The sequence below is a fragment of the Nocardia takedensis NBRC 100417 genome, from assembly GCF_000308695.1.
GTDB lineage: Bacteria > Actinomycetota > Actinomycetes > Mycobacteriales > Mycobacteriaceae > Nocardia > Nocardia takedensis.
In genome coordinates this window covers 75,403-99,560 of sequence record NZ_BAGG01000064.1, presented here as the reverse complement: position 1 = coordinate 99,560, position 24,158 = coordinate 75,403, and the positions used below count along the sequence as shown (strand labels likewise).

Genomic DNA, 24,158 nt, shown 5'->3' with positions numbered 1-24,158 from the left:
CCGGGATAGAGTCGATCGGTGAGCTTCACGGTGGGTTTCGACCTGGATATGACGCTGATCGATTCGCGACCCGGCGTCGCGCGCGCCATCGACATCCTCGGCGCCGAATTCGGGATCGACCTGCACGGCGCGCGATTCGCCACCCGCCTCGGCCCGCCGCTGGCCCAGATGCTCGCCGAGGCGGGCGCACCCACCGACCTGATCCCGGCGATGGTCACCCGCTACCGCGAGATGTATCCCTCGGTCGTCCCCGAGATCCTGCCGATGGCGGGCGCGGGCGAGGCGTTGGCGGCCGTGCGCGCACTGGGCGGACAGATCCTGGTCGTCACCGGCAAACACCAACCGCACGCCGAACTGCACGTCGCGGCGCTGCGCTGGCAGGTCGACACCGTCATCGGCGACCTGTGGTCGGCGGGCAAGGCCGAGGCGCTGAGCGCCCACGCCGCCACCGTCTTCGTCGGCGACCACACCGGGGACATGATCGGCGCGCGCGCCGCCGAGGTCCGCGCCGTCGGCGTCACCACCGGACCGTGCACGGCCGAACAACTGTGGCGGGCCGGCGCCCACGTCGTGCTGGCCGATCTCACCGAATTCCCCGAGTGGTTGACCGCCGAATACTCGCGCGCCTCCCGCTGATCTCCGTAGCCCGAACTCGGCCCGCCGGCGAATCTCAGGCTATCGTGACCCCATCCAAGATCGGAGGGTGGCGTGGGCACGCACACACGGGACGACGAGACGAGGATCTCGGCAGAGTATTTCGATCCCGGTGACCGCTGGGTTCCAGCCGACCGCCGTTGGCTGGGCATGGACAAGCGGACCCTGCTGCCCGCGTTGGTGGTGTTGGCACTGGCCCTTCTGCAAGGGGTGCTGCTGCCCGATCTCGACGGCGCGATCTCCGAGACCGACGTCACCTCGGCCGGTGAGGTCATCGCGGTGCAGGGTGGGATCGGATTCACCGCCGCGGAGGGTTGGTCGCTGGTCAGCGGCGAGCGCCGCGATGACGAACCCACCGGCAAGGGCTACCCGCCCGGGGCGGTCCTGGCCCGCGGCGGCATCCAATTCGTCGTGCGCACGGGAGAATTCAGCGGTGACCCGGCCGCGTTGCTGGATCGCATCGAACGCACCGACGCGGCCCTCCGAGCCCCGTTCACCGCGACCGGCGACCCGGCGCCGATCACCGCGCGGACCGGGGAACCGGGACTGCTCACCAAATACGGGGCCACGGGCGCGGACGGCGTGTTGGCCGCGTACGTGATCGACGGAACCGGTGTCGAGATCGTCGCCGTCGGTCCACCCGAGCCCGCACAGGACCTGCTCACCGAAGTCGGTCGGATGATCGCGAGCGTCGGCGAACTCCCGCAGGAGGCCGGATGAGCACCACAGATCCGGCGGAGGCGCGCTTTCTCGCCATCGAGGATTCCGGGTGGGGGCGTACGTTCACCTTCTACCAACCCCGCAACCTCGCGTTCTGGGTCTACGCGCTGCTCACCGGGTCCGGCGCGCTGCTGTTCTTCGACCGGATCGGTAGCACCTACCACGCCTACTCGAGGGCCATCCTGGTCACCGCGCTGGTGTTCGCCGTCTACGGCGCGATCTTCTGGTGGTTCACCCAGCACATCGACCGCTATGCCCGCCAGCCGATCAAACTGCTCGCCACGGCGTTCCTCTGGGGCGGTTTCGCGGCCACCTGGTCGATGGCCGCCTACGCCAACGACGCCCTGATCAGCATCTACGGCAAGCTTTTCGGCCATGCCTGGGCCCAGGACTGGGGTGCGGGCCTGGCCGCACCGTTCACCGAGGAGACCGCCAAGGGATTCGGGCTGTTGCTGTTGATCGCCCTGGCCCCGCGTCTGGTGCGAACGGCCTTCGACGGCTTCATTCTCGGCGCGTTCCTCGGCCTGGGCTTCGAGATCATCGAGGACATCTCCTACGGCATGAACTCCGGCGCTGCGCGCTTCGGCGCCGACCAGGTCGAGGCGGCCTTGTCGACGGTGATACTGCGCGTCGCCACCGGCACCGCGGGACACATCCTCTACACCGCGCTGTTCTGCGTCGGCCTGGTCTATCTGCTCGGCCGCCCGGCCGAACCTCGCCGCGTCGGGCGCGGACTGCTGCTGATCGCGGTGCCCATGCTGCTGCACGGATTGTGGGATTCGATGGCCAACTTCGCCGGCGAAAGCAACATCGCCGTTCTGGGATTCATCGTGGGGATCACCGTGGTGGCCCTGGTGGTGGCCGTGCGCGTCTTCGCGCTGACCGTTCCGCGTGAACGCCGTTTTCTCGCCGAGATCCTCGCACCCGAGGTGGCGGCCGGATTCGTGACCAGCGAAGAGTCCGCGGCCGCGTGCGGAAACGCCAAAGCGCGGCGCGCGTTTCGGCGCGCGGGCCGCGATCGCGCCGAACGCGGGCGACACGGCTACGTGCTGGAGGCGGTCTGCGATCTGGCCGACGCGCTCGCCACCGATCGAGGCGCTGAGACTCCCCGGGTGGCATTCGCTCGCGCCGAGGTATCTCGGCTGCGCGATGGGCGTCCTGTCACCGAGGCCCTGTTGCCGGTGCGGCTGTGAATCGTGTGCTTCGCCCTCGGCGCGATCCGCCGAACACGTGGGCGCGTAGCTTTCCCCTCTTCAACGTATAACGCACCCGGGGCCTTGCCGCAAGACCCCGGGTGCGTTGCAGAATCTCCCACCTCAGGGCAAACAGCCCGCGGAACAGGGAGTGTGAATGACCGAGGTGATCATCGCCGGCGGTGGACCGACCGGGTTGATGTTGGCCGCCGAACTGCGGTTGCACGGTGTCGAGGTGCTGATCCTGGAACGCGACGCCGAACCGACCGAGCAGGTGCGCGCGCTCGGACTGCACGCGCGCAGCATCGAGGTGCTCGACCAGCGCGGGCTGCTCGAACGGTTCCTGGCCGAGGGCACCCGGCATCCGCTGGGCGGCTTCTTCGCCGCGATCGAGAAACCGGCCCCGGAACTGGACAGCGCCCACGGCTACGTCCTGGGCATCCCGCAGCCCGTCACCGACCGATTGCTGGCCGAACACGCCCTGGAACTGGGCGCGCGGATCGCGCGCGGACGCGAACTCGTCGGACTGGACCAGGACGCGGCCGGTGTGCGGGTCGAACTGGCCGACGGCGACGTGCTGCGCGCCCGCTACCTCGTCGGCTGCGACGGCGGCCGCAGCATGGTGCGCAAACTGTCGGGCGTGGGGTTCCCGGGCCGGTCGGCCACCGTCGAGACCCTGCTCGGGGAGATGCGGATGACCGAATCACCCGAAACCATCGTGGCCGCGATGAGCGAGATCCGGCGCACCCAGAAACGTTTCGGGATCGGCCCCGCCGGCGACGGCTACTACCGGGTCGTCGTGCCCGCCGCGGGATTGTCCACCGACCGCACCCCGCCGAGTTTCGAGGATTTCCGCACCCAGTTGCGCGCCCACGCGGGCACCGATTTCGGCGCGCACGACCCGCGCCGACTCACCCGCTTCGGCGACGCGACTCGCCAAGCCGACCGCTACCGCGTCGGCCGCGTGCTGCTGGCGGGCGACGCCGCCCACGTCCACCCGCCGACCGGTGGTCAGGGCCTCAATCTGGGCATCCAGGACGCGTTCAACCTCGGCTGGAAACTGGCCGCGGCCATCGCGGGCCGGGCGCCCGCCGACCTGCTCGACACCTACCACGCCGAACGTCACCCGGTCGCCGCCGACGTCCTGCGCAACACCCGCGCGCAGATGGCGCTGATGGCCACCGACCCCGGCTCGGTCGCGGTCCGCGACCTGGTCTCGGAACTGATGGACCTCGACGGCGTCAACCGGTACCTGATCGAGAAGATCACCGCGCTGAACGTCCGCTACGACTTCGGCGACCCCGCCCCGCTCGTGGGCGCGCGCCTGCGAGACCTACCCCTCGACAACGGTCGCCTCTACGAATTGACCCGCCGCGGGCGCGGCCTGCTGGTCGACCGGACCGGGCGGCTCTCGGTCGACGGCTGGGCCGACCGCGTCGACCACGTCGTGGACCACGGCGAGCACCTGCCCGCCCCGGCCGTCCTGCTGCGCCCCGACGGCCACGTCGCCTGGGCCGGTGACCAGCACTCCGACCTGCCCGCGGCACTGTCCCGCTGGTTCGGGCCGGCCGCCTGAATCCGGCTCTGCGTCGGAGCCAGCGGCCGATCCGACCCGCCGCCGTGCGGAGGCTCAACTGTCCGAAACGGTGTCGGGTTCGGGTCGGCGAGCGAAATCCGGGGCGCGCTCGGGGCGTACCCCGATGCCGCCGAGGTAGGCGCTGACTCCGCGCAGCATCGGCACGCGTCGCAGCGCCCGCACCGGGACAGGTAGGCGGTCCTCGTCCAAGGTGCGGGCCAGCGCGGGGCGCAGGAGCATGTCGTGTTCGCCGAGTTGCGAACGCTGGGTCACGGCGGTCGGCCACGCGCGACGTCGCTGGACGCGGGCCAGGTCCGCGGTCCGCACCCGGCCGCGGCGCAGCGGTTCCGCCAGGATCCGGGCGGCGGCGACGGCGTCCTGGATGGCGAGGTTCACCCCGACCCCGCCGACCGGTGACATGGTGTGCGCGGCGTCGCCCAGACACAGCAGCCCGTCGGCATACCAGCGTCGCAGACGGTTCATCTCGGTGCGCAGCAACTTCACCTCGTCCCAGGACCGCGGGTATTCCGTTGTCCCGCCGGGCAATCGCAGCAGCTCGGCCAGATCGGCGCGCAGGTCGGCGAGCGGTTGGGCCCGGCGCGCGGTGTCGCTGCCCTTCTCGATGAGGTAGGCGGTCTGGAAGTAGTCGCCGCGATCCATGGTGACCGCCACCCGACCTCGACCGAAGCAGCCGACCACCTCGCCGCTGTAGGCGGCGTGGGTCTTCGGGATGCGGATCTGCCACACGTCCATCGGAATGTCGAAGCAGATCACGGGCAGGTCGGCCGCCCGTCGCACCACCGACCAGCGCCCGTCGCAGCCCACCGTCAGATCGGCGGTGAGTTCGCGGGCGGTGTCGTCGGCGTCGCGGTAGCGCACGCCGGTGACGCGTCCGTCCTCGGCGCGCAGCAGGCCGGTGACGGCGCACCCGGTGCGCAACGTGAACGCGGGTTCCTCGGCGGCGGCGCGCGCGAGCAGGTCGAGGAACTCCCACTGCGGCACCATCGCGAGGTATTTGTGCGGGCCGGGGATGCGGCGGAAGTCGGCCATCACGACGGTGCTCGACCCGATGCGCACCCGCATCTGCTCGAGCCGCGAGATCGGCAGGGCCGCGAAGCGCGCACCGAGGCCCAGATCGTCCAGCAGGCGCAGCGTCGACGGGTGCACGGTGTCGCCGCGGAAATCGCGCAGGAAGTCGGTGTGCTTCTCCAGCACCGTCACCTCGACACCGGCGCGGGCCAGCAGCAGCCCGAGCACGATGCCCGCCGGTCCGCCGCCCACCACGACGCACCGCGTTCGTTCGCTCATGCTGCCACCGTAACAAACTTGTAGTGACTCTAAAAATAGATGCTATGCAACAATTGCGCGATGGAGCCGACAGGACTGCGGGAGCAGAAGAAGCAGCGCACCCGGCGCGCGCTGATCGAAGCCGCCTTGCGACTGTTCGACGACAAGGGCTACGAAGGCGCCACGGTGGCCGAGATCGCCGCCGCCGCAGAGGTCTCCCCCGCCACCTTTTTCAACTATTTCCCGGCCAAGGACGCGGTCGTCTTCGCCGACGACGACCTCTACGATCCCTTGGTCCGCGAAGCCTTCGACGCCACCGAGGCCGGACAGACCCCCGTCGAGACCCTGCTGCGCGTCGTGGACCACCTCACCCGCGCACCGAGATGGAGCTTCCCGCTCGACCACGACCTCACCGCGGTCCGCGCCCGCCTGCTGGCCGAGGTCCCCGCCTTGCAGGCCGGGGCGCTGCGGCGGCGAGCCGATCTGCAACGCCGACTCGCCGCCGAACTGGGGTGCGCCCACCCGGATCTCACCCCGCTGCACGCCGCCGCGCTCACCGGCGCGGTCCTGGGAGCGGTCGACGCCGTCCTGACCGCGCTGTCGCGGACCTCCGAGCCGACACCGCCCGAGGAGATCCCCGACGTCGTCGCCGCCGCGGCGCGTCTCGCCGTGGGCGGGTACCCGTCCTAGCCGGCCTTGTAGCGGCGCAGGTATTCGCCGGTCAGGGAGGTCGGGTGGTCGAGCAGGTCGGCGGGGGTGCCGGTGAAGACGATCTCGCCGCCGTCCTTGCCGCCGTCGGGGCCCAGATCGATCACCCAGTCGCTGTGGGCGACCACGTCGAGGTTGTGTTCGATGACCACCACGGTGTTGCCCCGCTCGACCAAGCCGTCGAGCAACGCCAGCAGGGTGTCCACGTCGGACATGTGCAGGCCGGTGGTGGGCTCGTCGAGCACGTACACCGCCGCGGTGTTGTGCAGTTGGGTGGCGAGTTTGATGCGTTGACGTTCACCGCCGGACAGGGTGCTCATCGCCTGCCCGAGGCTCAGGTAGTCCAGGCCCACCTCGTTCATGGCGCGCAGTTTGGTCAGCAGCGCCTTCTCGGTGAAGAACTCGAGCGCTTCTTCGGCCGACATCGCCAGCACCTGCGCGATCGACCGGCCGCGCAGGGTGTGCTCGAGGACGGCTTCGGAGAAGCGGCGGCCGTCGCAGGCGTCGCAGTGGGTGGTGACCGGGTCCATGTAGGCGATCTCGGTGATGATCACCCCGCGCCCTTCGCACTGGGCGCACGCGCCGTCGGAGTTGAAGCTGAACAGGCCCGCGGGCTGACCGGTCGCCTTGGCGAAGATCTTGCGGATCGGGTCCATCAATCCCAGGTAGGTGGCCGGGGTGGAGCGCGAGGACGCGCCGATCGGCGACTGGTCGACGAAGATCGCCTCGGGATGACTGCGCACGAACACGTCCCGGATCAGACTGCTCTTGCCCGACCCCGCGACACCGGTCACCGAGGTGAGCACCCCGGTCGGAATCCCCACCGAGACGTCTTTGAGGTTGTGCACCCGCGCGTGCTCGATCCGCAGTTCCCCGGTGGGCGCGCGGAAGACGTCCTTGACCCGGAACGTGCGGCGCAGTCCCGCGCCCGTCGGGGTGTCGGCCTCGAGCAACCGCGCGAAATCGCCCTGGAACACCACCTGCCCGCCGTGCGCGCCCGCGCGCGGGCCGACGTCGACGACGTGGTCGGCGATCCGGATGACGTCGGGATCGTGTTCGACCACCAACACCGTGTTGCCTTTGTCGCGCAACGCCCGCAGCAGCGCGTTGAGCCTGCCGACGTCGCGCGGATGCAGGCCGACGCTGGGTTCGTCGAAGATGTAGGTCAACCCGATCAGCGTGCTGGACAGATGCTTGATCATCTTCAGGCGCTGCCCCTCGCCGCCGGACAGCGTGGAGGTCGCCCGGTCCAGGCTCAGATATCCGAGCCCGATGTCGGCGACGCGGCGCAACGCCACCCGCAGCGCCTCGGCCAGGCCCAGCGCGGCGGGATCGGTGATCTCCTCCAGCACCGCGATCAGGTCGGTGATCTGCATGCCGGACCAGTCCGCGATACTGCGGCCGCCGATCTTCGTCGCCAGCGCCGCCGCGTTGAGCCGTGCGCCGCCGCAGCTCTCGCAGATGCCCTCGGTGAGGAACTTGCGGATCTGCTCGCGGGTCTTCTCGCTCAGGGTCGAGGTGTCGCGTTGCAGGCGGGTGCGGGTGAATTTCGCGGCCAGACCTTCGTAGTCGGCCTTCCAGGTGCCCTTGGCGAAGGTGATCTCGACCTTGTCCCCGCCCGACCCGTACATCAGGTCGTCGAATTCGGCCGCGGTGTAGTCGAGCAGCGCTTTGTCCGGATCGAAACGCCCGGAGCGGCCGTAGAGTTGCCAGTCGCCGCTGCCCGCCGCGTAGCCGGGCAGCAGGATCGCGCCCTCGTTGAGCGATTTCGTCCGGTCGACCAGCCGGTCCGGATCGGCGCGCACCGCCACGCCGAGCCCGTCGCAGTCCGGGCACATGCCCTGCGGGACGTTGAAGGAGTAGTTGTAGACGAATCCGGCCGAGGGGGAACCGAATCGGGCGAACATCGCGCGCACCATCGAATAGATGTCGGTCATGGTGCCCACCGTCGAGCGCGGCCCGCCGCCCACCGGTTGCTGGTCGATGATCACCGGCGCGTTGAGTCCTTCGATCGCCTCGGCGTGCGGGCGTTCGTAGCGCGGCAGGAAGTTCAGGATGAACGCGGGGAAGGTGGCGTAGAGCTGGCGTTGGGATTCGACCGCGATGGTGTCGAACACGATCGAGGACTTCCCCGACCCGGACACCCCCGTGAACACGGTGATCCGGTTCTTGGGGATCTCCAACGACACGTTGCGCAGATTGTGTTCACGGGCACCGAGCACCCGGATCACCGAATCCCCCTGCGCGGCGGCGGGGGATTCGGTGACGGCGACGGTTTCGGTTGATGACATGGGGACACCATGCCAGGCGGCACCGACAAAACACCCACGGTGATGTGATGTAAATCACACCTTCCGGGAAGCCTGACCCGACGGCGGAATTCGGCGAATGCGCTTGCGCCGCAACCTGTTCAGAGAAACCGGCGGCTCAAGGCCGCAGTTCTCGCAAGGTGTTCTTCAGGACCTTGCCCGAGGCGTTGCGTGGCAGCGCGTCGACACGGTGCAACGCGGTGGGGAGTTTGTATTTCGCCAGTGCGGCCGCCGCCCACCCACGCAGCGCGTCGATGTCCAGATCGCCCGCGCCACCGAGCACCGCGAACGCGACCGGCGTCTCCCCCCACACCTCGTGCGGACGGCCGATCAGCGCGACCTCCACGATGTCGGGATGTCCGGCCAGCACGTTCTCGACCTCGGCGCAGTAGATGTTCTCCCCGCCCGAGATGATCATGTCCTTGGCCCGGTCGACCACGTAGACGAAACCGTCCTCGTCCACGCGCACCAGATCGCCGGAGTGGAACCAGCCGCCGCGGAACGCCTCGGCCGTCGCCTCCGGTTTGTTCCAGTAACCCAGCATCATTCCCGGACCGCGGTAGACGATCTCGCCCACCTCGCCCGGCGCGACATCGGCCATCTCGGCGTCGACCACCCGCGTCGTCACCGTCGTGACGGGCCTGCCGACCGAACCGAGCTTGCGGATCGCGTCCCGGCCGTGCAGCACGCAGGTGATCGGCGACATCTCCGTCTGACCGAACATCGCCACGTTCATCGCCTCCGGGAAGGTCGCGGCCATCTGCCGCAACAACGTGTCGGTGGCGGGCGCGGCGCCCCAGCCCATCGCCCGCAGGCTCGCCAGATCCCGATGCGCGGCATCGGGTTCCGCGCACACCGCCTGCCACTGGGTCGGCACCAGGAAGACGTTGGTGACCGCTTCGGCGGCGAGGGTGTCCAGGATCTCGCCCGCCACGAACGGCTTGGTCGGATGGATGACGATCACACCGCCCACGTACAGCATCGGCGCGATCGTGCCGACGGCGGCGATGTGGAACATCGGCGAGGCGATCAGCGCGATCTCGTCCTCGTCGACGTACTGCATGCAGCGCATCACCGTCGAACTCTGCGCTTGCAGGTTCAGGTGGGTCAGCACCGCGCCCTTGGGCCTGCCGGTGGTGCCCGAGGTGTACATGATGAGCGCGGGCGTGTCCTCCGGGATGTCCGGTGTCGGTGTGTCGCCCGGTCCGGCCTCGCCCAGCGCGGCGTAGTCCTCGAAACCCTCGGCCGCGTCGCCGACGGTGACCGTGCGGGGAGGGTGCGCGAGTTCGCGCACAGCGTCGGCGACGATCGGGGTGCCCAGCACGTCGCCGACGACGACCTGCGCGCCGGAGTCGGCGAGGATGTAGGCCACCTCGGGGCCCGTGAGCCGGAAGTTGACCGGCACCGCGATCGCCCCGAGCAGATTCGCGGCCAGCACGACCTCGACGAATTCCGGCCGGTTGCCCATGACCAGCGCGACGCGGTCGCCGAAGCCGACGCCCCGATCCGCCAACCCCCGCGCGACGGCGTGGATCCGGTCGCGCAACCGCGTCCACGTCGTCGTCTCGCCGTCGAAGCGCAGCGCGGCGCGTTCGCCCAGCACCGCAGCGTGCCGCTCGACGGAGTTCATCCAGTGCGACCGTCGGGCCAGGTGGGGTTGTCCGGCGGAGCGGTCTTCGGTATTCACGTCGATCACCTCTCGAAGGCGCCGACCGGTGGCGTCGGCACCGCGTTCACCCGGCGCCGGTCGGCACCTCACCCGCACGGGGACGTGCGCGGCGGGCGAGTGGAACCACCGCTGGGAGCGTAACTGACGGCACCTGCCCTCGGGAGCGGAATCCGGCCCGCCCTCAGTCGCAGCGCGGACCGGCCTCGGCCAGCAACGCGAGGTCGACCGCGTCGGCCATCGCCCGGTAGCCCGCCGGGTTCGGGTGCAGGCGGTCGGGACCGCCGAACGCCGGATTCAACACGGCGGGATTCGCCGGGTCGCGCAGCGCCGCGTCGAAGTCGATCACGCCGTCGGCCACGTCCTGCGTGCGGATCCACTCGTTGATCCGCTGCCGGTCCCCCTCGCTGCGCGGCGCGATCGCCACGCCGTTCACCAGCGCGTCAGACGCGGGCAGGATGGTGCCCAGCCACACTTTGACGCCGCGTTCGTGGGCCATCGCCACCACCTGCCGGAAACCAGCGATCATCCGGTCGGCGTCGACACCGGGCGGCAAACCGAGATCGTTGATGCCCTCCTGCACGATCACCCCGGCGACACCGGCCTGCGCCAAGGCGTCCACCGGAAAGCGCTCGATCCCGCTGGGCCCCATCATGATCGGCTGACCGTTCACCACGAGACGATTGCTGCCGATCCCCGCGTTCACCACCGACAGCGGCAGTCCGGCCCGATCGATCCGACGTTGCAGCGCGTCCGGGTAGCGGCTGTCGGTGTCGGCCAGACGGGTGTCGGCGGGCACCCCCACCACCGAATCCGACACCATCCCGTCGGTGATCGAATCGCCGAACGCCACGATCGACCGGGTCGCGGCGGGGGCCTCGACGTCGATCCCGTGCACGTAGGACCAGGCATAGGTGACCTGGTCGAACCCCTCCCCGCCCGAACGTCCCGTCAGATCGCCGCTGCCCGCGGCCGAATAGAAGGACGTGGCGTTGGCGTTCCAATGCTTGGTCGGCGGCCCCGCCGACCCGGGCACATGGATACTCACCGCGAGCGGCGTGAATGCCGAGAACACCAACCCGATCGGATCGGTGACGACCTCGCCGCCGGCGGGAACCGTCACCGACGTTCGCCCGTCGAAGGTCACCGGCCGCGGATCGAGGACCCCGGCCCCGTCGGACCGCACCCCGACGGTGACCCGACCGAACGTCACCGGCGTGACCCCGAAACGGTTCGACAGCCGCAGACGCATCGTCGAACCGCCCAGATGCGGCGTCACGATCATCCGGAAGGTCTGGTCCGTGACCGTCAGGGGCACCGGGTGACCGGAAGCGTCCAGGGGCGTCACCGCATCCGTGGGCGAGGCCGCCCAACTGGCGACGAAATGATCACCCGCGCAATCGTTCGCCGCCGCGTTCGGAGCCCCCAGGAATCCCGGTACCGCGGCGAGTACGACACCGACCATGACCAAGCGTCGGGACCGAGCGTGCCCCGTCCCCCTACGCGCCGGACCGGCTTGCTGATGTGGATGTCCAGTTCCCACGTTCATATCCTTCGGTGACATCGTCGTCGCCGCGCAACAGCGGTTCCGCGGTCCCGCTTGTCTAGCATCGGCGCCGGACGGCACGGGCGAGTTCGACATCGCCCGGCGACCAACGGCCCCTTCGGGTAGCCGAACGGCCGTTCCCGCGCGACGAGCGGCACACGGCGACGGCGGTCCACACCCGCGATTTCCGGACCGCCGACGACGCTCGGGACCTGCCGACCGATCACCGTCCCCGTCGTCGCCGAACGGCAGGCGGTCAGATGAGGGCGTGTCCGCGAAATCCAGCGCGGCGTTGCGGCGACGATGCGTGAGACTGTTGACCGTCACCACCCGCGCCGCCTCGGCGGCCTCCAACACCTCGAAAAGCTGGGCGGTCAGGGCGAATTGGCCCAGCGCGTTGACCGCGAGATCGGTCTCGAAGCCGTCGACGGTGCGGGTGCGGTGGCGGGCCATGATCCCGGCGTTGTGGATCAGCAAGTGCACCGCGGGCCACCGCTCGCGCAGGCGGCGATGGACGCGCCGTCCGCCAGATCCAAGGCCACGGTGTGCAGATCGTCCTCGGGCACCGTCTCCCGGATGCGCGCGACCGCGGCCTCGGCGGCAGTCGGGTTGCGGCAGGCCAACACCACCGTCGCGCCGAGTCCGGCCAGCGCCAGCGCGACGGCCAGTCCGATGCCGGTGTTCGCGCCGGTGACCACCGCGACCCGGCCGCGCTGGTCCGCGGCCCGCTCGAGCGTCCATTCGGGTGCGGAAGCAGACATTCGTGTCCTCCGGTCGGCGATCCACCCGCGCACGGCCGTTGCCGGCGGTCACTCGCCGCGACGATGCGCGCTTCACTCGGACAGTAGAACGGACACCTGTTCAACTCAAGGGGGTGCGCGCGAGTCCCGACTCCCGATCCCGCTCTTTCGGGCGCATCGGGGACATCTCGGTGCGTGCGCGGCCTTCGGCCCGGGCGAAACTGTTTCGACTGCGCAGGGGTGCGCCACCGGTGCTCGCGCGGCCTTCTGCCCGGGCGACCCTGCTTCGGATGAACGGACTCAGCGCAGCAGGGCGAGCGCGGGGGCGAGCGCTTCCATGAACGGTTCGATGACGGTGATGTAGGTGATTCCGTGGCGGGCACGCAGGTCGCGGATCTGCGCGGCGATCGCCTCGGGGTCACCGACGAGCACCGTGGGCAGCGCCGCGAGATCGCCCGCGGTGTGCGGCGGCAACGAGTCGCCATAGCGTTCGAGGAACGCGGGAACCTCGGCCTCGCCGAGGACCTGCTGCACCAACAGGTTGAACTCGACCTGGTCGGCGCGCGCCCCGAGTCGATCACGGACGAAGGCGACCCGTTCGGCGAGTTCGTCGCCGTCGGCGGCGCGCAGGCCGCCGTCGGCCGTGGTGGACGCGCCGGTGAAGGCGACGATGTCGGCGTGTTCGGCGGCGATCGACAGCAGTCGGTCGCCCCAGCCCGCCACCAGCAGCGGCGGTCCGGGGCGCTGGACGGTACTCGGCCGGTGGTCCGGGTCGGCGAAGAGTCGTCGCAGGGTCGCGACCGTCGTCCCGAGGTGGTCCACGCGGCGGCCCCCGCTCTCGAAAGCGATGCCCGCGGCCTCGAATTCGGCTTTCACGTAGCCCGCGCCGAGCCCCAGTTCGACTCGGCCGTCGGTGAACTGGTCGGCGGTGGCGACTTCGCGAGCCAACAGGACCGGGTTGTAGAACGGCGTGTTGAGGACGAAGGTGTTGAGCCGGACTCGCTCGGTGGCCTCGGCCGCCAGGACCATCGCCGGGAACGGGGCCGGCATGCCCAGGTGATCCGCGACACCAAGGACGTCGAACCCCAGTTCCTCTGCCCTGCGGCACTTCTCGATCCAGTCGGCGCGGGAACTCGGGACCACCATGTTGACGCCGAATCGGAAGTCGCGCTGTGTCGTCACCGCTCCTGTCTACCGAATCCGGACCCATCGTCGCCACTCGCCGCCGAAACTGAGTACAATGTACTCATAATTCGACAGAGAGGGCGGATATGGCAGGCGAGATCACGGTGCCGTTGCTGCCGTGCGGATCCATCGACGACATCGCGGAGTTCTACCGCACACTGGGTTTCGAGCAGACCTACCGCCAGACCCGACCCAACCCGTACGTCGCGTTGCGCCGGGAAGACCTACACCTGCACTTCTTCGGCCTGCCGAACTTCGACCCCGAGCAGTCCTACGGGTCCTGCCTGGTCCAGGTGCCCGACATCGAAGCGCTGTACGAGGCGTTCGCCGCCGGAATGCGCGCGGCCCACGGCAAACTGCTGGTCGCCGGAATCCCGCGGATGACCCGGCCACGCAGGCGCAAGAACGCCGACGGGCACTCCGGGTTCGCGCTCGTGGACCCGGGCGGCAACTGGATCCGCATCTCCTCGCTGCCGCGAACGTCCGCTACGCCGACGCGGGCGGCGGGCAAGTTGGCCGTGGCGCTGGAGAACGCGATCGCGCTCGGCGATTCCAAGGGCGATGAAGCGCAAGCGGCGAAGATCCTGGACGCCACCCTGGCCCGCGAGCAGGACCGCGCCGCCGCCACCGATCTGGTGGAGGCGCTGGTCTACCGCGCGGAGTTGGCGCTGCGCCTGGCGGACGTCCCGGGAGCGCGGGCCACCCTCGCCCGCGTCCACGAGATCCCGCTGGACGAGCGGGACCGCGCGACGCTCGCCACCACCCTCGCCACCGTGCACGACCTGGAAGCCGCCGCCCGCGAAACCTGAACGGCAGCACGGCCGCTCGACAGCGCGACCCGCACCCGATCCGATCAGCCCGCCGCGCACGACCCTGATTCGACGCCGCCTGCCGAAATCGCTCAGGCGCGCACCGGCGTCTTCGCCCGGCGCGGTGTCGCCACCACGTCGTGCGCGAGCAGGCTCTCGGCCGTGTCGAGCACCGCTTCCCGGACCGGCCGCATGGTCCACCCCAGTTCCGCGCGGGCTTTGTCGGCGCTGACGTGTTCGGCTCGGCCGAGGGTGGGCACCAGCAGCCGTATCCCCTTGTCTCCCAGCGCGACCGCGCGCACCAACCAGTCGGGCAGCCGTCGGGTGGGCACGCGGAATCCGCGCGGGTTGTATTCGGCGGCGAGCAGGTCGGCCAACTCGCCCATCCACAGCGGATCGCCCGCGCAGATGTAGCGGTTGCCCGCGGCGGCGGGGTTCTCCATCGCCAGGCGGTGGGCCACGGCGAGGTCGCGCACGTCGACCGGAGCCCAGGCCGTGCGCGGGGAACCGGGCGTTTCACGGCCGAGCAGGCGACGGATCGGTTCGTGGGAGGTGCTGGCGGCGACGGCGCTCTGGAGGGGGCCCAGCACCATGCCGGGGTTGACCACGGCCAGTTCCAGCGACTGCCCCTCGGGCAGTTCGGCGACGAAGTCCCACGCGGCGCGTTCGGCGAGGGTCTTGCTCTTCTGGTAGGCGGCGGCCCGCTCGAGCACGGTCCAGTCCGCTTCGGTGCGCACGTCGTCGTTGTCGTGACCGTAGGCGACGGCGGCGACCGAGGAGGTCAGCACCACGCGACGGACCTCGGGCGCGGCCGCGGCGGCCCGCAGCACCCGCAGGGTGCCCTGGACGGCGGGGGTGATGAGTTCGTTCTCGTCGGCGGGCGGCGCGCTGGGGAACGGCGAGGCCACGTGCAGGACGTACGCGCAGTCCGCGACGGCGGCCGACCATCCGGTGTCGCGTTCGAGGTCGGCGGCGACGAATTCCAACTCGCCGCCGGTCCGTTCGGCCAATGCGACCAGGTGCGCGACACGGTCGGCGGCGGTGTCGCGCACCGTGGCGCGCACCGCGTAGCCGTGGTCGAGGAGTTCGGCGATGCAGTGTCCGGCGACGAATCCGGTCGCGCCGGTGACAAGTACCCGGGTGCTCATATCTGCGCTCGATTCGGGAGAAGGATGCGACACTTGGATGTGAGCGCCGCTCAGATAATCTAAGCACCGCATAGATGATCTGTCGAGGAGGAGGCCCGATGCTGTTCGCATACGCTCGGTCGGTGAAGCGGACCACCTATCACCACGGCGATCTGCGCGAGGCGTTGCTCGACGCCTGTCTGCGCCTGCTCGAGACCGAGGGCCTGGCCGCGGTCAGCCTGCGCCGGGTGGCCCGCGAAGCCGGCGTCAGCACGGGCGCGCCCTACCACCACTTCGCCGACCGGGCCGCGCTGCTCGCCGCACTGTCCACCCGCGGGTTCGAGATGCTGCACGAGCGACTCGCGGCCGCGCGCGCCACCGCGCCGGACGCCCCGTTGGACGCCTTGGCCGCGATGGCCGCCGCCTACGTCGGCTTCGCCCGCGACCACGGCGCGCACTTCCGGTTGATGTTCCGCCCGGAACTGTCGCAACCGGAGAAACACCCCGACACCGTCGTCGCCGCCGACGCGGCTTTCGCCGTCCTCACCGAAGCCATCGCCGATTCGGTTGCCGCCGGATCGCTGCCCGCCGCGAAAGCCGACATTCTCGGGCTGACCTGGTGGAGCATCGGCCACGGGCTGGCCTCGCTGTGGGTCGACGGTCACCTCGACAAGCGCAGCGCACAACTCGGAACGACCACCCCCGACCTGGTCGAAGACATCTTGCGCACACTCAACGGACTCATCGCCCCCGACGCCTGACGCGTCGCGCCACCGGCCCCGCTCGCCGGGCACCTAGAGTGGATGCCGCACAGTCGCTCACCGTTCGCGCCCATCCACCCGAGAGAGGTGAACCACGATGACCGCACCCCTGGATCCCGTGGTCGAACAGTTCGTGACCGCCCTCAACGACCACGACCGCGACCGCTTCTACGGCCTGCTCACCGACGACGCCACCATGTCCGACGACGGCGTGGAACGCAATCTCGCGCAGTGGACCGACGCCGAGGTCTTCGCCGCCAACGGCCGCATGCAGGTCGACTCGGTCACCGAGACAGGCACCGAATTCGTCGCCGACTACACCAACTCCCGGTGGGGTTCGATGCGCACCACATGGCGCTTCCACGTCCGCGACGGCAAGATCACCAGATTCGAGACCGGTCAGGCGTGAGGGCTTGCCCGCACCGCGTCGAGCCAGGCAGTCTGGGTCCGTGTTCGACGCGCCCCGCTACGGTTCGGGATCTCTCGCCGATGTGTTGCCCTCCGTCCTGGCCTGCCTCGGCGTCCCCGGCGAACAGGACCGGCTCGGCCTGGGACTGACGGCCCGTCGGGTCTGCGTCCTGCTCATCGACGGACTCGGGGCCGCGGCGTTGGCCGCCAACGCCGAGATCGCCCCCTTCCTGACGAGTCTGCCCCCGGTGACGATCACCGCCGGATTCCCCAGCACCACCGCCACGAGCCTCAGTTCACTGGGCGTCGGTCTGCCGCCGGGGCAGCACGGCATCGTCGGCTACCTGACCACCGTGCCCGGCCAGGACCGGTTGGTGAACATGCTGCGCTGGCGACTGCACGGCGAGGGACCGCAGGTCGACCTGCTGCGCGAGCTGAGTCCCGAACAGTTCCAACCGAATCCGACCGCCTTCGAACGCGCCGCGGCCGACGGGATCGCCGTCACCCAGGTCGCGCCCACCTATCAGGCGGCCTCGGGGCTGACACGCGCGGTGCTGCGCGGCAACGTGTTCCGCCCGAGCCTGTCGGTGGGCGACATGATCGACGGCGTCGCCACCGCCCTGCGCGCGGGCGACCGGTCACTGGTCTACGCCTACCACGGGGATCTGGACAGCACCGGACACGTGCGCGGTCCGTCCTCGGAGGCGTGGCTGCTGGAACTGGCGCACGTGGACCGACTGGCCGCCGCGATCGCCGCGCACCTGCCGCCCGATTCGGCGCTGCTGGTCACCGCCGACCACGGCATGGTGGAACTGACCTCGACCGTCGACTACGACCGCACACCGACGCTGCGCGAGGGCGTGCAGCGCTTGGGCGGCGAACCGCGCGCCCGCCACGTCTACACCCGCGAAGGCGCCGCCGAGGACGTCGCGCGGGCCTGGCGCGAACAACTCGGCGCGGATTTCGCGGTGCTCACCCGCGCCGAGGCGATCGGGCGCGGGTGGTTCGGTCCCGTCGTCACTCCCGAGATCGCCCACCGCATCGGCGATCTCGTCGTCGCGGCGGGCGGCACGCGCGGGATCGTGCGCAGCGGCGACGAACCGTTGCAGGCCGCGCTGATCGGCCACCACGGGTCGTTGACCACCGACGAACTCGACATCCCGTTGCGCACCTTCCGCGGCTGAGCCGACCGGCCGCGAGCGCCGCGCCGCCTGCCCTTACAGTTCGTGACGATCGGCGGTGACGGCGATCCCAGGGACACGGAGGAACAGCAGCATGAACGCCACGCAAGCACGGACCGGACTCGTCGCGGTGGCGGCCGCGATCGCGCTGACCGGGTGCACCGACATCGAGCGCGCCCTCAACCAGGGCGGCGACACCCCGTGCAGCGAGTACATCACCCAGGACCCCGACACCAAGCGCACGACCATCACCAAATTCGTCAAACAGCGGACCGGCAACGACGCCGAACCGGCGGGCACGGTGGTGGACGCGACCATCGTCACCGTCGACGTGATGTGCGGTGCGCAGCTGAATCGGGAGACCCCGATCAAGAACGCCGACGTCGCGGGTATCTTCGTCGCGAAGTGACCGCACCGCCCGCCGCGGTCGGCCATGATGGGGGTGACGCATCCACTACCGGAAAGCGCGACACGACGGGGACTTTCGAGGTGGCACCGATCCGCACCCTCAGCGAGCGACGCGAAGAGCTGGAACGGGAGTGGGTGCGCTGGGCCCACACCGCGCACACCGCCCCCGACCGGGACGGCGCGGATTCGCCGCTGCGCGGTGAGGTCGTGCGGTCCTGGCAGCGCTCGCTCGGCTCGGTCGATCCCGAATCCACCACCGCCGCACCGGCCGCCGACGACGTCGCCGACCGCTGGGCCGAATCGCCGCTGCGCGCGCCGATCACCCGCCTGAGCGACCAGTTGCGGGCGGTCGCCGAGGACTCCGGCTACATCGCGGCGGTCACCGACGAGGCGGGCACGATCGTGTGGACCGGCGGAGACCGCGGGATTCGCCGTGCCGCGGAGGCGGTGAACTTCGCGCCGGGCGGGCGCTGGGACGAATCGCACATGGGCACCAACGCGCTGGCGCTGGCGTTGCACTCCGACAAGCCCGCGACCGTGTTCTCCGCCGAACATCTCGTGGCCGCCCTGCACAGTTGGGTCTGCTACTCGGTTCCGGTGCACGGGCCGGACGGGCGACGCGTCGGCGTGCTGGACCTGTCGAGCCGCTGGGACCGGTCACATCCCGCCGTGCTGGGTTCGGTGCGCGCGATGGCCACCGCCGTGGAGACGCTGCTGCACACCGCGGCCCCCGAGACCCCGCCCGGCATCCGGTTGGAATGCCTCGGCGGCGGGCGACTGTTACGTGACGGACGCGCGGTGGCGGTCCCGCCCCGCCAACTCGAGATCCTGGCGCTGCTGGCCCTCGACCCCGGCGGCTATACCCCCGACCGGTTGCACGCCGCGATCTACGGTGATCGGCCGGTGTCCTCGAGCACGCTCAAAGCCGATGTCTCGCATCTGCGCCGGGCCACCGGGGGGGAGATCACCAATCGCCGCTACGCGTTGCGCGCGCCGATGGCCTGCGACGCGGTGGACCTGCTGGCGGCCGTGGAATCCGGGGACACCAGTTCGGCTCTGCGCCTGTACCGGGGTCCGCTGCTGCCCGGTTCGGACACGCCCGGGATCACCGCCTGGCGCGACTACCTCGACGTCGGGGTGCGCACGGCGGTGCTGGCCAGCACCCGGCCCGAGCACGCGCTGTCGTTCGGGGAGAAGGCGCCCGCCGACGTCCAGGTCCACGAGCACGCCCTGCGGTTGCTGGCCCCGCGGGATTCCCGGCGCGCGGTGGTGACCGCGCGACTGCACACGGCACTGCGGGCATAACGCGCCAAACTCACCAACCACGCGCCAACCTCGCCCGACAATAGTGGGTCCGACAGCACCGTCGACCGGGAGCGAGCCGAGCCATCACGAGCACACAGATATTCCGGAAGGGGTTATTCCGCGCGGTTCGGCAGGCGCGGGGATTCGTCGTGGGCAATTCGGACACCGGCCGCGGAGCGCGCCGATGACGGCCCGAATCCGCCGGGTCGCGATGACCGAGCCCGCCCGGGATGTCCTGCGTCGCATGATCGAACAGCACGGCCCTGTGCTGCTTCACAGGGCCGGTCCGTGCGAGGAGGGCAGTTCGCCCGTATGCCTACCGGTTCGAGGATTTCAAGCCGAGCCATCGGACGTGTTGTTGGGCTATCTGCCCTGGCACACCGAGTTCTGGATCGGCGGCGAACGCACCGCGCGCTGGAAGCACACCCATTTCACCGTCGACGTGGCGGCGGGACGCGGCGCGGATTCCTCGCTGGAATCCGGTGACGGCGTGCGTTTCGTGCTGCGCGCGCGTCCGCTGACCGAGGAGGAGAACACCGTGCTCGCGGCGGCCCCGCCTCCGCGCACCGGAGCCGATCCGGCGGGCTAGCCGTCTCCGGACGCCGCATTCGCATCTGGTCGATCGACCACCCCGGTGATGCACAAACCGTACTGCGGCATTCACTTTCCGAACCTCGCGGACTACATATTCAACGCTTCGGTGTCAATTCGGAACTCTTCCCCGAATCTATGCCGCAAACGGCGAGTGGGTAGGTTATTTTGGCACGATGTTCATAGCGAGGCCCGGTGTTCGAGCCCGAATACTCGCGATCGCGGTGGTTCCGAGCCTCGTACTCCTGGTGGTGGGAGTGGGTACCTCGGGCTATCTGGTCGCACGCGGCAACCATGCCGAGGACTGGGCCTCGGCCATGCAAGGGCTCATCGAGCCCTCCACCCAGATGGTGCGAACCCTCCAGGTCGAACGACAGCTGACCCTGGCCCGATACGCCGGTGACGACACGGTCGGCCCCGCCCTCCAGCGCGCCCGCGCCGGCGTGGACTCCGCCCTGGTCGCGATCACCGCCGCGTCCCAACCACTGCTCGAACTCGGCTGGCTCGAACTGGACAGCGAATTCGACGTCGACGTGGACATTCCCGGTGAGATGGCCAAGGCGCGCGGAGCCATCGACGCGGGCGCCGTCGACGCCCTCACCGCCTACGGAATCTTCAACCGCATCACCGACATCGCCATCAGCGGCGGCCGGATGACCGAGCGCAGCGCCCCCGACGCCGAGACCGCCGTCCAACTCGGCGACGCCCGCATGCTGCTCTACGCCAGCGAAGCCCTCTCGCGCAGCAACGCCATCGGCGTGGCGATGGCCTCGGCCAACACCCCGTTCACCGTGCCGCCGCAGGAGTTCGGCCACCAGGTCGGGTTCTGGCACACCCAGATCGCCAATCTGGTGGGCGACACCGAGTTCGCCCAGCGCGAGCGGCTGGAAACCCTGATGGGCAGCACCGCCTGGCAGCAGGTCAGCATGGTGGAACCCATGGTCATCGTGCGCGCGGTCGACCTGGCGCGCGGCGCCACCTCGCCCCTGCCGCTGCCGATCCCCGAGAACGACTGGCAGTTGGCGGTCACCGCGATCAACGACACCGTCCTCGACGCCTACGTCGTGCAGAACCGCAACGCCCACAGCCGCGCCCAGGAGATCGGCGCCACCGACGCGGCCAACTCGGCGTGGGCCGGCGCCGGCGTGCTGGTGGTCAGCCTCAGCGCGATCGCCTTGGCCGTGCTCATGGCCAACCGTGTCATCCGCAGGCTCAAGCGTCTGCGCGGTCAGACCCTCGCCCTCGCCGACGAACGCCTGCCCGACATGATGCGTCGACTCCAGGCGGGCGAGATCGTCGACCCCGCCGAGGAATCGCCGGAACTCGACTACGGCAGCGACGAGATCGGCGAAGTGGCGCTGGCCTTCCAGCACGCCCACACCGCGGCCGTGGAAGGCGCGGTCCGCGAGGCCAGGACCCGCGAAGGCGTCAAGGCGGTGTTCCTCAACATCGCCCACCGCAGCCAGATCGTCGTGCACCGACAGCTCGAGATCCTCGACGAGGCCGAGAGCACCCAGGAAGACCCGGCCCTGCTGGAAACCCTGTTCCGCCTGGACCACCTGGCCACCCGCGAACGCCGCAACGCCGAGAACCTCATCATCCTCGGCGGTGGCCGCCCCGGCAGGCAGTGGCGCTACCCGGTGCCGCTGGTCGACCTGGTGCGCTCGGCGGTCGGCGAGACCCTCGACTACGCCCGGGTGCGGGTCGGACGCGTCCCCGAGGCGTATATCGTCGGAACCGTCGTGGCCGACGTCGTCCACCTGCTCGCCGAACTGGTCGACAACGCCACGTCGTTCTCGCCGCCGCAGTCGCGCGTCGAGATCGCGGGAACCGTCGTAGGCAAGGGTGTGGTCATCGAAATCACCGACCAGGGCATGGGCATGTCCGCCGACGAACTCGCGCGCACCAACCAGATCCTGCACAACCCGCCGGACTTCGGCGTCGCGACCCTGTCCGAGGACTCGCGCCTGGGCCTGTTCGTGGTCGCCCAGTTGTGCGTGCGCAACGGCGTCGCGGTCCGCCTGGCCGAATCCGACTACGGCGGCGTGCGCGCGATCGTGCTGCTGCCGACCTCGCTGCTGGCCGACGACATCTCCGCCGCGGTGCGCGCCGAGGCCGCGGGCCTGACCCGCCGCGTGCACCGCAGGCCCGAAGCGGTCACCGCCGAGGAGAGCGAGCCGGTCCACGAGCCCGCCTCGACGGTGCTGACCGCCGAGATCCCGCGTGCCCCCGCCCGGCTGCCCACCCCCGCCGAGATCACCGGTTCGCTACCGGTGGTGCGCGAGGCCGAACCGCAGCGCACCGGCCCCGACGGTCGCCCGCTGCTGCCCAAGCGCACCCGGCAGGCCAACCTCGCCCCCGAACTGGCTCGCGAACCCGCCACCGGCGGCGGAGCCTTCGGGGCGGGAGCGATCGCCGGCGCCGCCGCCGTGTCCAACGGCAACGGCGTCGCGGCCACCGCCGAGCGCGAACGCTCCGCCGAACAGGCACGAGACTTGATGTCCGCCATCGAGAACGGAACCCGGCAGGGCCGCCGCTGGCAGCCCACCGACGAACAGGAACAGGAAGGCGACGGTGACCGCTCCCAAAACCGGTGATCTCAACTGGCTACTGGACGACCTGGTGGACCGGCTCGCCGGGGTGCGCCACGCCGTGGTGTTGTCCACCGACGGGCTGCTGCTCGGCAGATCCACCGCGATGAGCCGCGAAGACGCCGAACATTTCTCGGCCATGGCCTCCACGCTCTACGGCTTGGCGCGCAGCGCGGGCAGTCGCTTCGACGGCGGCAAGGTCAGACAGGCGGTGATCGAACTCGATCGTGCCGTACTGTTCGTGACCTCGGCGGGCGACAACGCCTGCCTGGCCCTACAGGCCTCGGAGAACGCCAATCTGGGCATGGTGGCCTACGAGATGAACGTCACCGTCCAACGCGTCGGCCCGTACCTGTCCACACCCGCTCGACTGCCATGACACGCAAGGGTGAGCCATGGTTCGACGAAGCGGCCGGACCGCTGGTACGGCCGTACGCGCTGACTCGGGGCCGCACCATGGGTGCCGGGCAGGACCTGGACATCCTCACGGTCGTCGTCGTCGCGGACAACGCTCCGCGACTGCGGCGGGTGGAACCCGAATACGCCCAGATCGTGCGGCTGTGTACCGTACCCCACACGGTGGCCGAGGTAGCCGCCAACATGAAACTTCCCTTGGCAGTGACCAAGATCCTCGTCGGAGACCTGATCGGCGAGGGACATTTGATCTTCCGGTCACCGGTTCAACCGGAGTCCGGACCCGGTGATCTCAACGTATTGCGAGCGGTACTGGATGGCATCCGAAAACTTTGACCCGAACAACGCCGAGAACACGCCGAACCTGGCGGCCTCGGTCAAGATCCTCATCGCGGGCGGCTTCGGCGTCGGCAAGACCACCATGGTCTCGGCGATCAGCGAGATCACGCCGCTACGCACCGAGGAACTGATCACCGAGGTCAGCACGGGCGTGGACGACCTGTCGGGCGTGGAACAGAAGCACACCACCACGGTGGCGCTGGACTTCGGCCGCATCACCATCGACAAGGAGTTGGTGCTCTACCTGTTCGGCACGCCCGGCCAGGACCGCTTCTGGTTCCTGTGGGACGAACTCTCCCGCGGCGCGCTGGGCGCGGTGGTACTCGCCGACACCAGACGGCTGAGCAACTCCTTCGCGGCGGTCGACTTCTTCGAACGGCGCGGTCTGCCGTTCATGGTCGGCGTCAACTGTTTCGAGGGCGCACCGCACTACACCGTGGACGAGGTGCGCGACGCGCTCGACCTCGACCCGATCACCCCGGTGCTGCTGTGTGACGCGCGCAGCCGTGATTCGGCCAAGAACGTGCTGCTCGTCCTGGTCCAGCACCTGATCGAGCGCGCGGGACGCGAACCCGTCACCACCTGAGACGCCCGGCGGGGTGGTCGGTCGAAGCGGAGCCCCCGCCTCGGTCGACCACCG

Annotated in this window: 22 protein-coding genes and 1 pseudogene; 16 read left to right on the top strand and 7 right to left on the bottom strand. The window is 70.0% G+C overall.

The window, feature by feature from the left end:
• Positions 1–18: 18 nt before the first annotated feature.
• The 4 genes from ON30_RS14095 to rox all read left to right on the top strand — a co-directional run bounded on the left by ON30_RS14095 (position 19) and on the right by rox (position 4,143).
• Positions 19–636: an HAD family hydrolase gene (locus ON30_RS14095; RefSeq protein ID WP_040707345.1), complete on the top strand. Its 618-nt coding sequence runs from the start codon at positions 19–21 to the stop codon at positions 634–636.
• A 72-nt stretch (positions 637–708) separates the two neighbouring features.
• Positions 709–1,374: a hypothetical protein gene (locus ON30_RS14090; RefSeq protein WP_051029310.1), complete on the top strand. Its 666-nt coding sequence runs from the start codon at positions 709–711 to the stop codon at positions 1,372–1,374.
• The gene (locus tag ON30_RS14085; protein ID WP_040707343.1) at positions 1,371–2,567 is read left to right on the top strand and encodes a PrsW family intramembrane metalloprotease; all 1,197 of its coding nucleotides are present in this window, start codon (positions 1,371–1,373) and stop codon (positions 2,565–2,567) included. Before ON30_RS14090 ends, ON30_RS14085 begins: the two co-directional genes overlap by 4 nt.
• A gap of 157 nt (positions 2,568–2,724) precedes the next feature.
• Positions 2,725–4,143 carry a rifampin monooxygenase gene (rox, locus tag ON30_RS14080; protein ID WP_040707341.1) on the top strand — a complete coding sequence of 473 codons (1,419 nt, stop codon included), beginning with the start codon at positions 2,725–2,727 and terminating at the stop codon, positions 4,141–4,143.
• Between the two features lie 54 nt (positions 4,144–4,197).
• On the opposite strand, the gene ON30_RS14075 is transcribed toward rox, so the two are convergent.
• A complete protein-coding gene (locus ON30_RS14075) occupies positions 4,198–5,451 on the bottom strand; it encodes an FAD-dependent oxidoreductase (protein ID WP_051029309.1) in 1,254 nt (417 codons plus the stop codon).
• 60 nt (positions 5,452–5,511) lie between these two features.
• Between ON30_RS14075 and ON30_RS14070 the strand changes: the two genes are divergently transcribed.
• Positions 5,512–6,120: a TetR/AcrR family transcriptional regulator gene (locus ON30_RS14070; protein ID WP_040707395.1), complete on the top strand. Its 609-nt coding sequence runs from the start codon at positions 5,512–5,514 to the stop codon at positions 6,118–6,120.
• Here ON30_RS14070 and ON30_RS14065 read toward each other — a convergent pair.
• From ON30_RS14065 to ON30_RS14045, 5 genes and pseudogenes are all read right to left on the bottom strand, one after another.
• Positions 6,117–8,429, bottom strand: coding sequence for an ATP-binding cassette domain-containing protein (locus ON30_RS14065; protein WP_051029307.1), 2,313 nt, complete (start codon positions 8,427–8,429; stop codon positions 6,117–6,119). The two genes, ON30_RS14070 and ON30_RS14065, sit on opposite strands and share 4 nt — an antisense overlap.
• A 136-nt stretch (positions 8,430–8,565) precedes the next feature.
• Positions 8,566–10,077: a long-chain-fatty-acid--CoA ligase gene (locus ON30_RS14060; protein WP_051029321.1), complete on the bottom strand. Its 1,512-nt coding sequence runs from the start codon at positions 10,075–10,077 to the stop codon at positions 8,566–8,568.
• A 220-nt stretch (positions 10,078–10,297) separates the two neighbouring features.
• Positions 10,298–11,578 carry a GDSL-type esterase/lipase family protein gene (locus tag ON30_RS39150; RefSeq protein WP_040707390.1) on the bottom strand — a complete coding sequence of 427 codons (1,281 nt, stop codon included), beginning with the start codon at positions 11,576–11,578 and terminating at the stop codon, positions 10,298–10,300.
• Between the two features lie 441 nt (positions 11,579–12,019).
• Positions 12,020–12,420: pseudogene (locus ON30_RS40120) on the bottom strand (SDR family NAD(P)-dependent oxidoreductase); the annotation flags it as partial.
• A 279-nt stretch (positions 12,421–12,699) separates the two neighbouring features.
• A complete protein-coding gene (locus ON30_RS14045) occupies positions 12,700–13,581 on the bottom strand; it encodes a TIGR03621 family F420-dependent LLM class oxidoreductase (RefSeq protein ID WP_040707340.1) in 882 nt (293 codons plus the stop codon).
• An 89-nt stretch (positions 13,582–13,670) separates the two neighbouring features.
• Here ON30_RS14045 and ON30_RS14040 point away from each other — a divergent pair, with 89 nt between their 5' ends.
• On the top strand, positions 13,671–14,393 hold the full coding sequence (locus ON30_RS14040; protein WP_040707338.1) for a bleomycin resistance protein: 723 nt from the start codon (positions 13,671–13,673) through the stop codon (positions 14,391–14,393).
• Between the two features lie 92 nt (positions 14,394–14,485).
• Here ON30_RS14040 and ON30_RS14035 read toward each other — a convergent pair whose 3' ends face one another.
• Entirely contained in the window at positions 14,486–15,541 is a 1,056-nt protein-coding gene (locus ON30_RS14035; protein ID WP_040707336.1) for an SDR family oxidoreductase, read from the bottom strand.
• A gap of 98 nt (positions 15,542–15,639) precedes the next feature.
• Here ON30_RS14035 and ON30_RS14030 point away from each other — a divergent pair, with 98 nt between their 5' ends.
• The 10 genes from ON30_RS14030 (at position 15,640) to ON30_RS13985 (ending at position 24,104) form a co-directional block, all read left to right on the top strand.
• Positions 15,640–16,281, top strand: a complete 642-nt coding sequence (locus ON30_RS14030; protein WP_040707335.1) for a TetR/AcrR family transcriptional regulator — start codon at positions 15,640–15,642, stop codon at positions 16,279–16,281.
• Between the two features lie 97 nt (positions 16,282–16,378).
• On the top strand, positions 16,379–16,690 hold the full coding sequence (locus ON30_RS14025) for a nuclear transport factor 2 family protein (RefSeq protein ID WP_040707334.1): 312 nt from the start codon (positions 16,379–16,381) through the stop codon (positions 16,688–16,690).
• A 40-nt stretch (positions 16,691–16,730) separates the two neighbouring features.
• Positions 16,731–17,873, top strand: a complete 1,143-nt coding sequence (locus ON30_RS14020) for an alkaline phosphatase family protein (RefSeq protein WP_174387491.1) — start codon at positions 16,731–16,733, stop codon at positions 17,871–17,873.
• 91 nt (positions 17,874–17,964) lie between these two features.
• Positions 17,965–18,279 carry a hypothetical protein gene (locus ON30_RS14015; RefSeq protein ID WP_040707332.1) on the top strand — a complete coding sequence of 105 codons (315 nt, stop codon included), beginning with the start codon at positions 17,965–17,967 and terminating at the stop codon, positions 18,277–18,279.
• An 80-nt stretch (positions 18,280–18,359) separates the two neighbouring features.
• On the top strand, positions 18,360–19,583 hold the full coding sequence (locus tag ON30_RS14010) for a sigma-54-dependent transcriptional regulator family protein (protein WP_174387490.1): 1,224 nt from the start codon (positions 18,360–18,362) through the stop codon (positions 19,581–19,583).
• A 184-nt stretch (positions 19,584–19,767) separates the two neighbouring features.
• Positions 19,768–20,172 carry a DUF779 domain-containing protein gene (locus ON30_RS14005; protein WP_040707331.1) on the top strand — a complete coding sequence of 135 codons (405 nt, stop codon included), beginning with the start codon at positions 19,768–19,770 and terminating at the stop codon, positions 20,170–20,172.
• A gap of 250 nt (positions 20,173–20,422) precedes the next feature.
• The gene (locus ON30_RS14000; protein WP_245554039.1) at positions 20,423–22,771 is read left to right on the top strand and encodes a sensor histidine kinase; all 2,349 of its coding nucleotides are present in this window, start codon (positions 20,423–20,425) and stop codon (positions 22,769–22,771) included.
• Positions 22,749–23,144 (top strand): roadblock/LC7 domain-containing protein, encoded by a 396-nt coding sequence (locus ON30_RS13995; protein ID WP_040707329.1) that lies wholly within the window; start codon positions 22,749–22,751, stop codon positions 23,142–23,144. Before ON30_RS14000 ends, ON30_RS13995 begins: the two co-directional genes overlap by 23 nt.
• A complete protein-coding gene (locus ON30_RS13990) occupies positions 23,141–23,515 on the top strand; it encodes a DUF742 domain-containing protein (protein ID WP_040707327.1) in 375 nt (124 codons plus the stop codon). Before ON30_RS13995 ends, ON30_RS13990 begins: the two co-directional genes overlap by 4 nt.
• Complete coding sequence (locus tag ON30_RS13985) at positions 23,496–24,104, top strand: GTP-binding protein (RefSeq protein WP_040707325.1); 609 nt, start codon at positions 23,496–23,498, stop codon at positions 24,102–24,104. The genes ON30_RS13990 and ON30_RS13985 overlap by 20 nt, the downstream gene beginning before the upstream one ends.
• Positions 24,105–24,158: the final 54 nt, after the last annotated feature.

Bases quoted from the DNA above. Each gene is read 5' to 3' on its own strand.
- ON30_RS14085 (WP_040707343.1), top strand. From the start codon at position 1,371: ATGAGCACCACAGATCCGGCGGAGGCGCGCTTTCTCGCCATCGAGGAT.
- rox (WP_040707341.1), top strand. From the start codon at position 2,725: ATGACCGAGGTGATCATCGCCGGCGGTGGACCGACCGGGTTGATGTTG.
- ON30_RS14075 (WP_051029309.1), bottom strand. From the start codon at position 5,451: ATGAGCGAACGAACGCGGTGCGTCGTGGTGGGCGGCGGACCGGCGGGC.
- ON30_RS14070 (WP_040707395.1), top strand. From the start codon at position 5,512: ATGGAGCCGACAGGACTGCGGGAGCAGAAGAAGCAGCGCACCCGGCGC.
- ON30_RS14065 (WP_051029307.1), bottom strand. From the start codon at position 8,429: ATGTCATCAACCGAAACCGTCGCCGTCACCGAATCCCCCGCCGCCGCG.
- ON30_RS14060 (WP_051029321.1), bottom strand. From the start codon at position 10,077: ATGAACTCCGTCGAGCGGCACGCTGCGGTGCTGGGCGAACGCGCCGCG.
- ON30_RS39150 (WP_040707390.1), bottom strand. From the start codon at position 11,578: ATGGTCGGTGTCGTACTCGCCGCGGTACCGGGATTCCTGGGGGCTCCG.
- ON30_RS14040 (WP_040707338.1), top strand. From the start codon at position 13,671: ATGGCAGGCGAGATCACGGTGCCGTTGCTGCCGTGCGGATCCATCGAC.
- ON30_RS14035 (WP_040707336.1), bottom strand. From the start codon at position 15,541: ATGAGCACCCGGGTACTTGTCACCGGCGCGACCGGATTCGTCGCCGGA.
- ON30_RS14030 (WP_040707335.1), top strand. From the start codon at position 15,640: ATGCTGTTCGCATACGCTCGGTCGGTGAAGCGGACCACCTATCACCAC.
- ON30_RS14025 (WP_040707334.1), top strand. From the start codon at position 16,379: ATGACCGCACCCCTGGATCCCGTGGTCGAACAGTTCGTGACCGCCCTC.
- ON30_RS14015 (WP_040707332.1), top strand. From the start codon at position 17,965: ATGAACGCCACGCAAGCACGGACCGGACTCGTCGCGGTGGCGGCCGCG.
- ON30_RS14005 (WP_040707331.1), top strand. From the start codon at position 19,768: ATGACGGCCCGAATCCGCCGGGTCGCGATGACCGAGCCCGCCCGGGAT.
- ON30_RS13990 (WP_040707327.1), top strand. From the start codon at position 23,141: ATGACACGCAAGGGTGAGCCATGGTTCGACGAAGCGGCCGGACCGCTG.
- ON30_RS13985 (WP_040707325.1), top strand. From the start codon at position 23,496: ATGGCATCCGAAAACTTTGACCCGAACAACGCCGAGAACACGCCGAAC.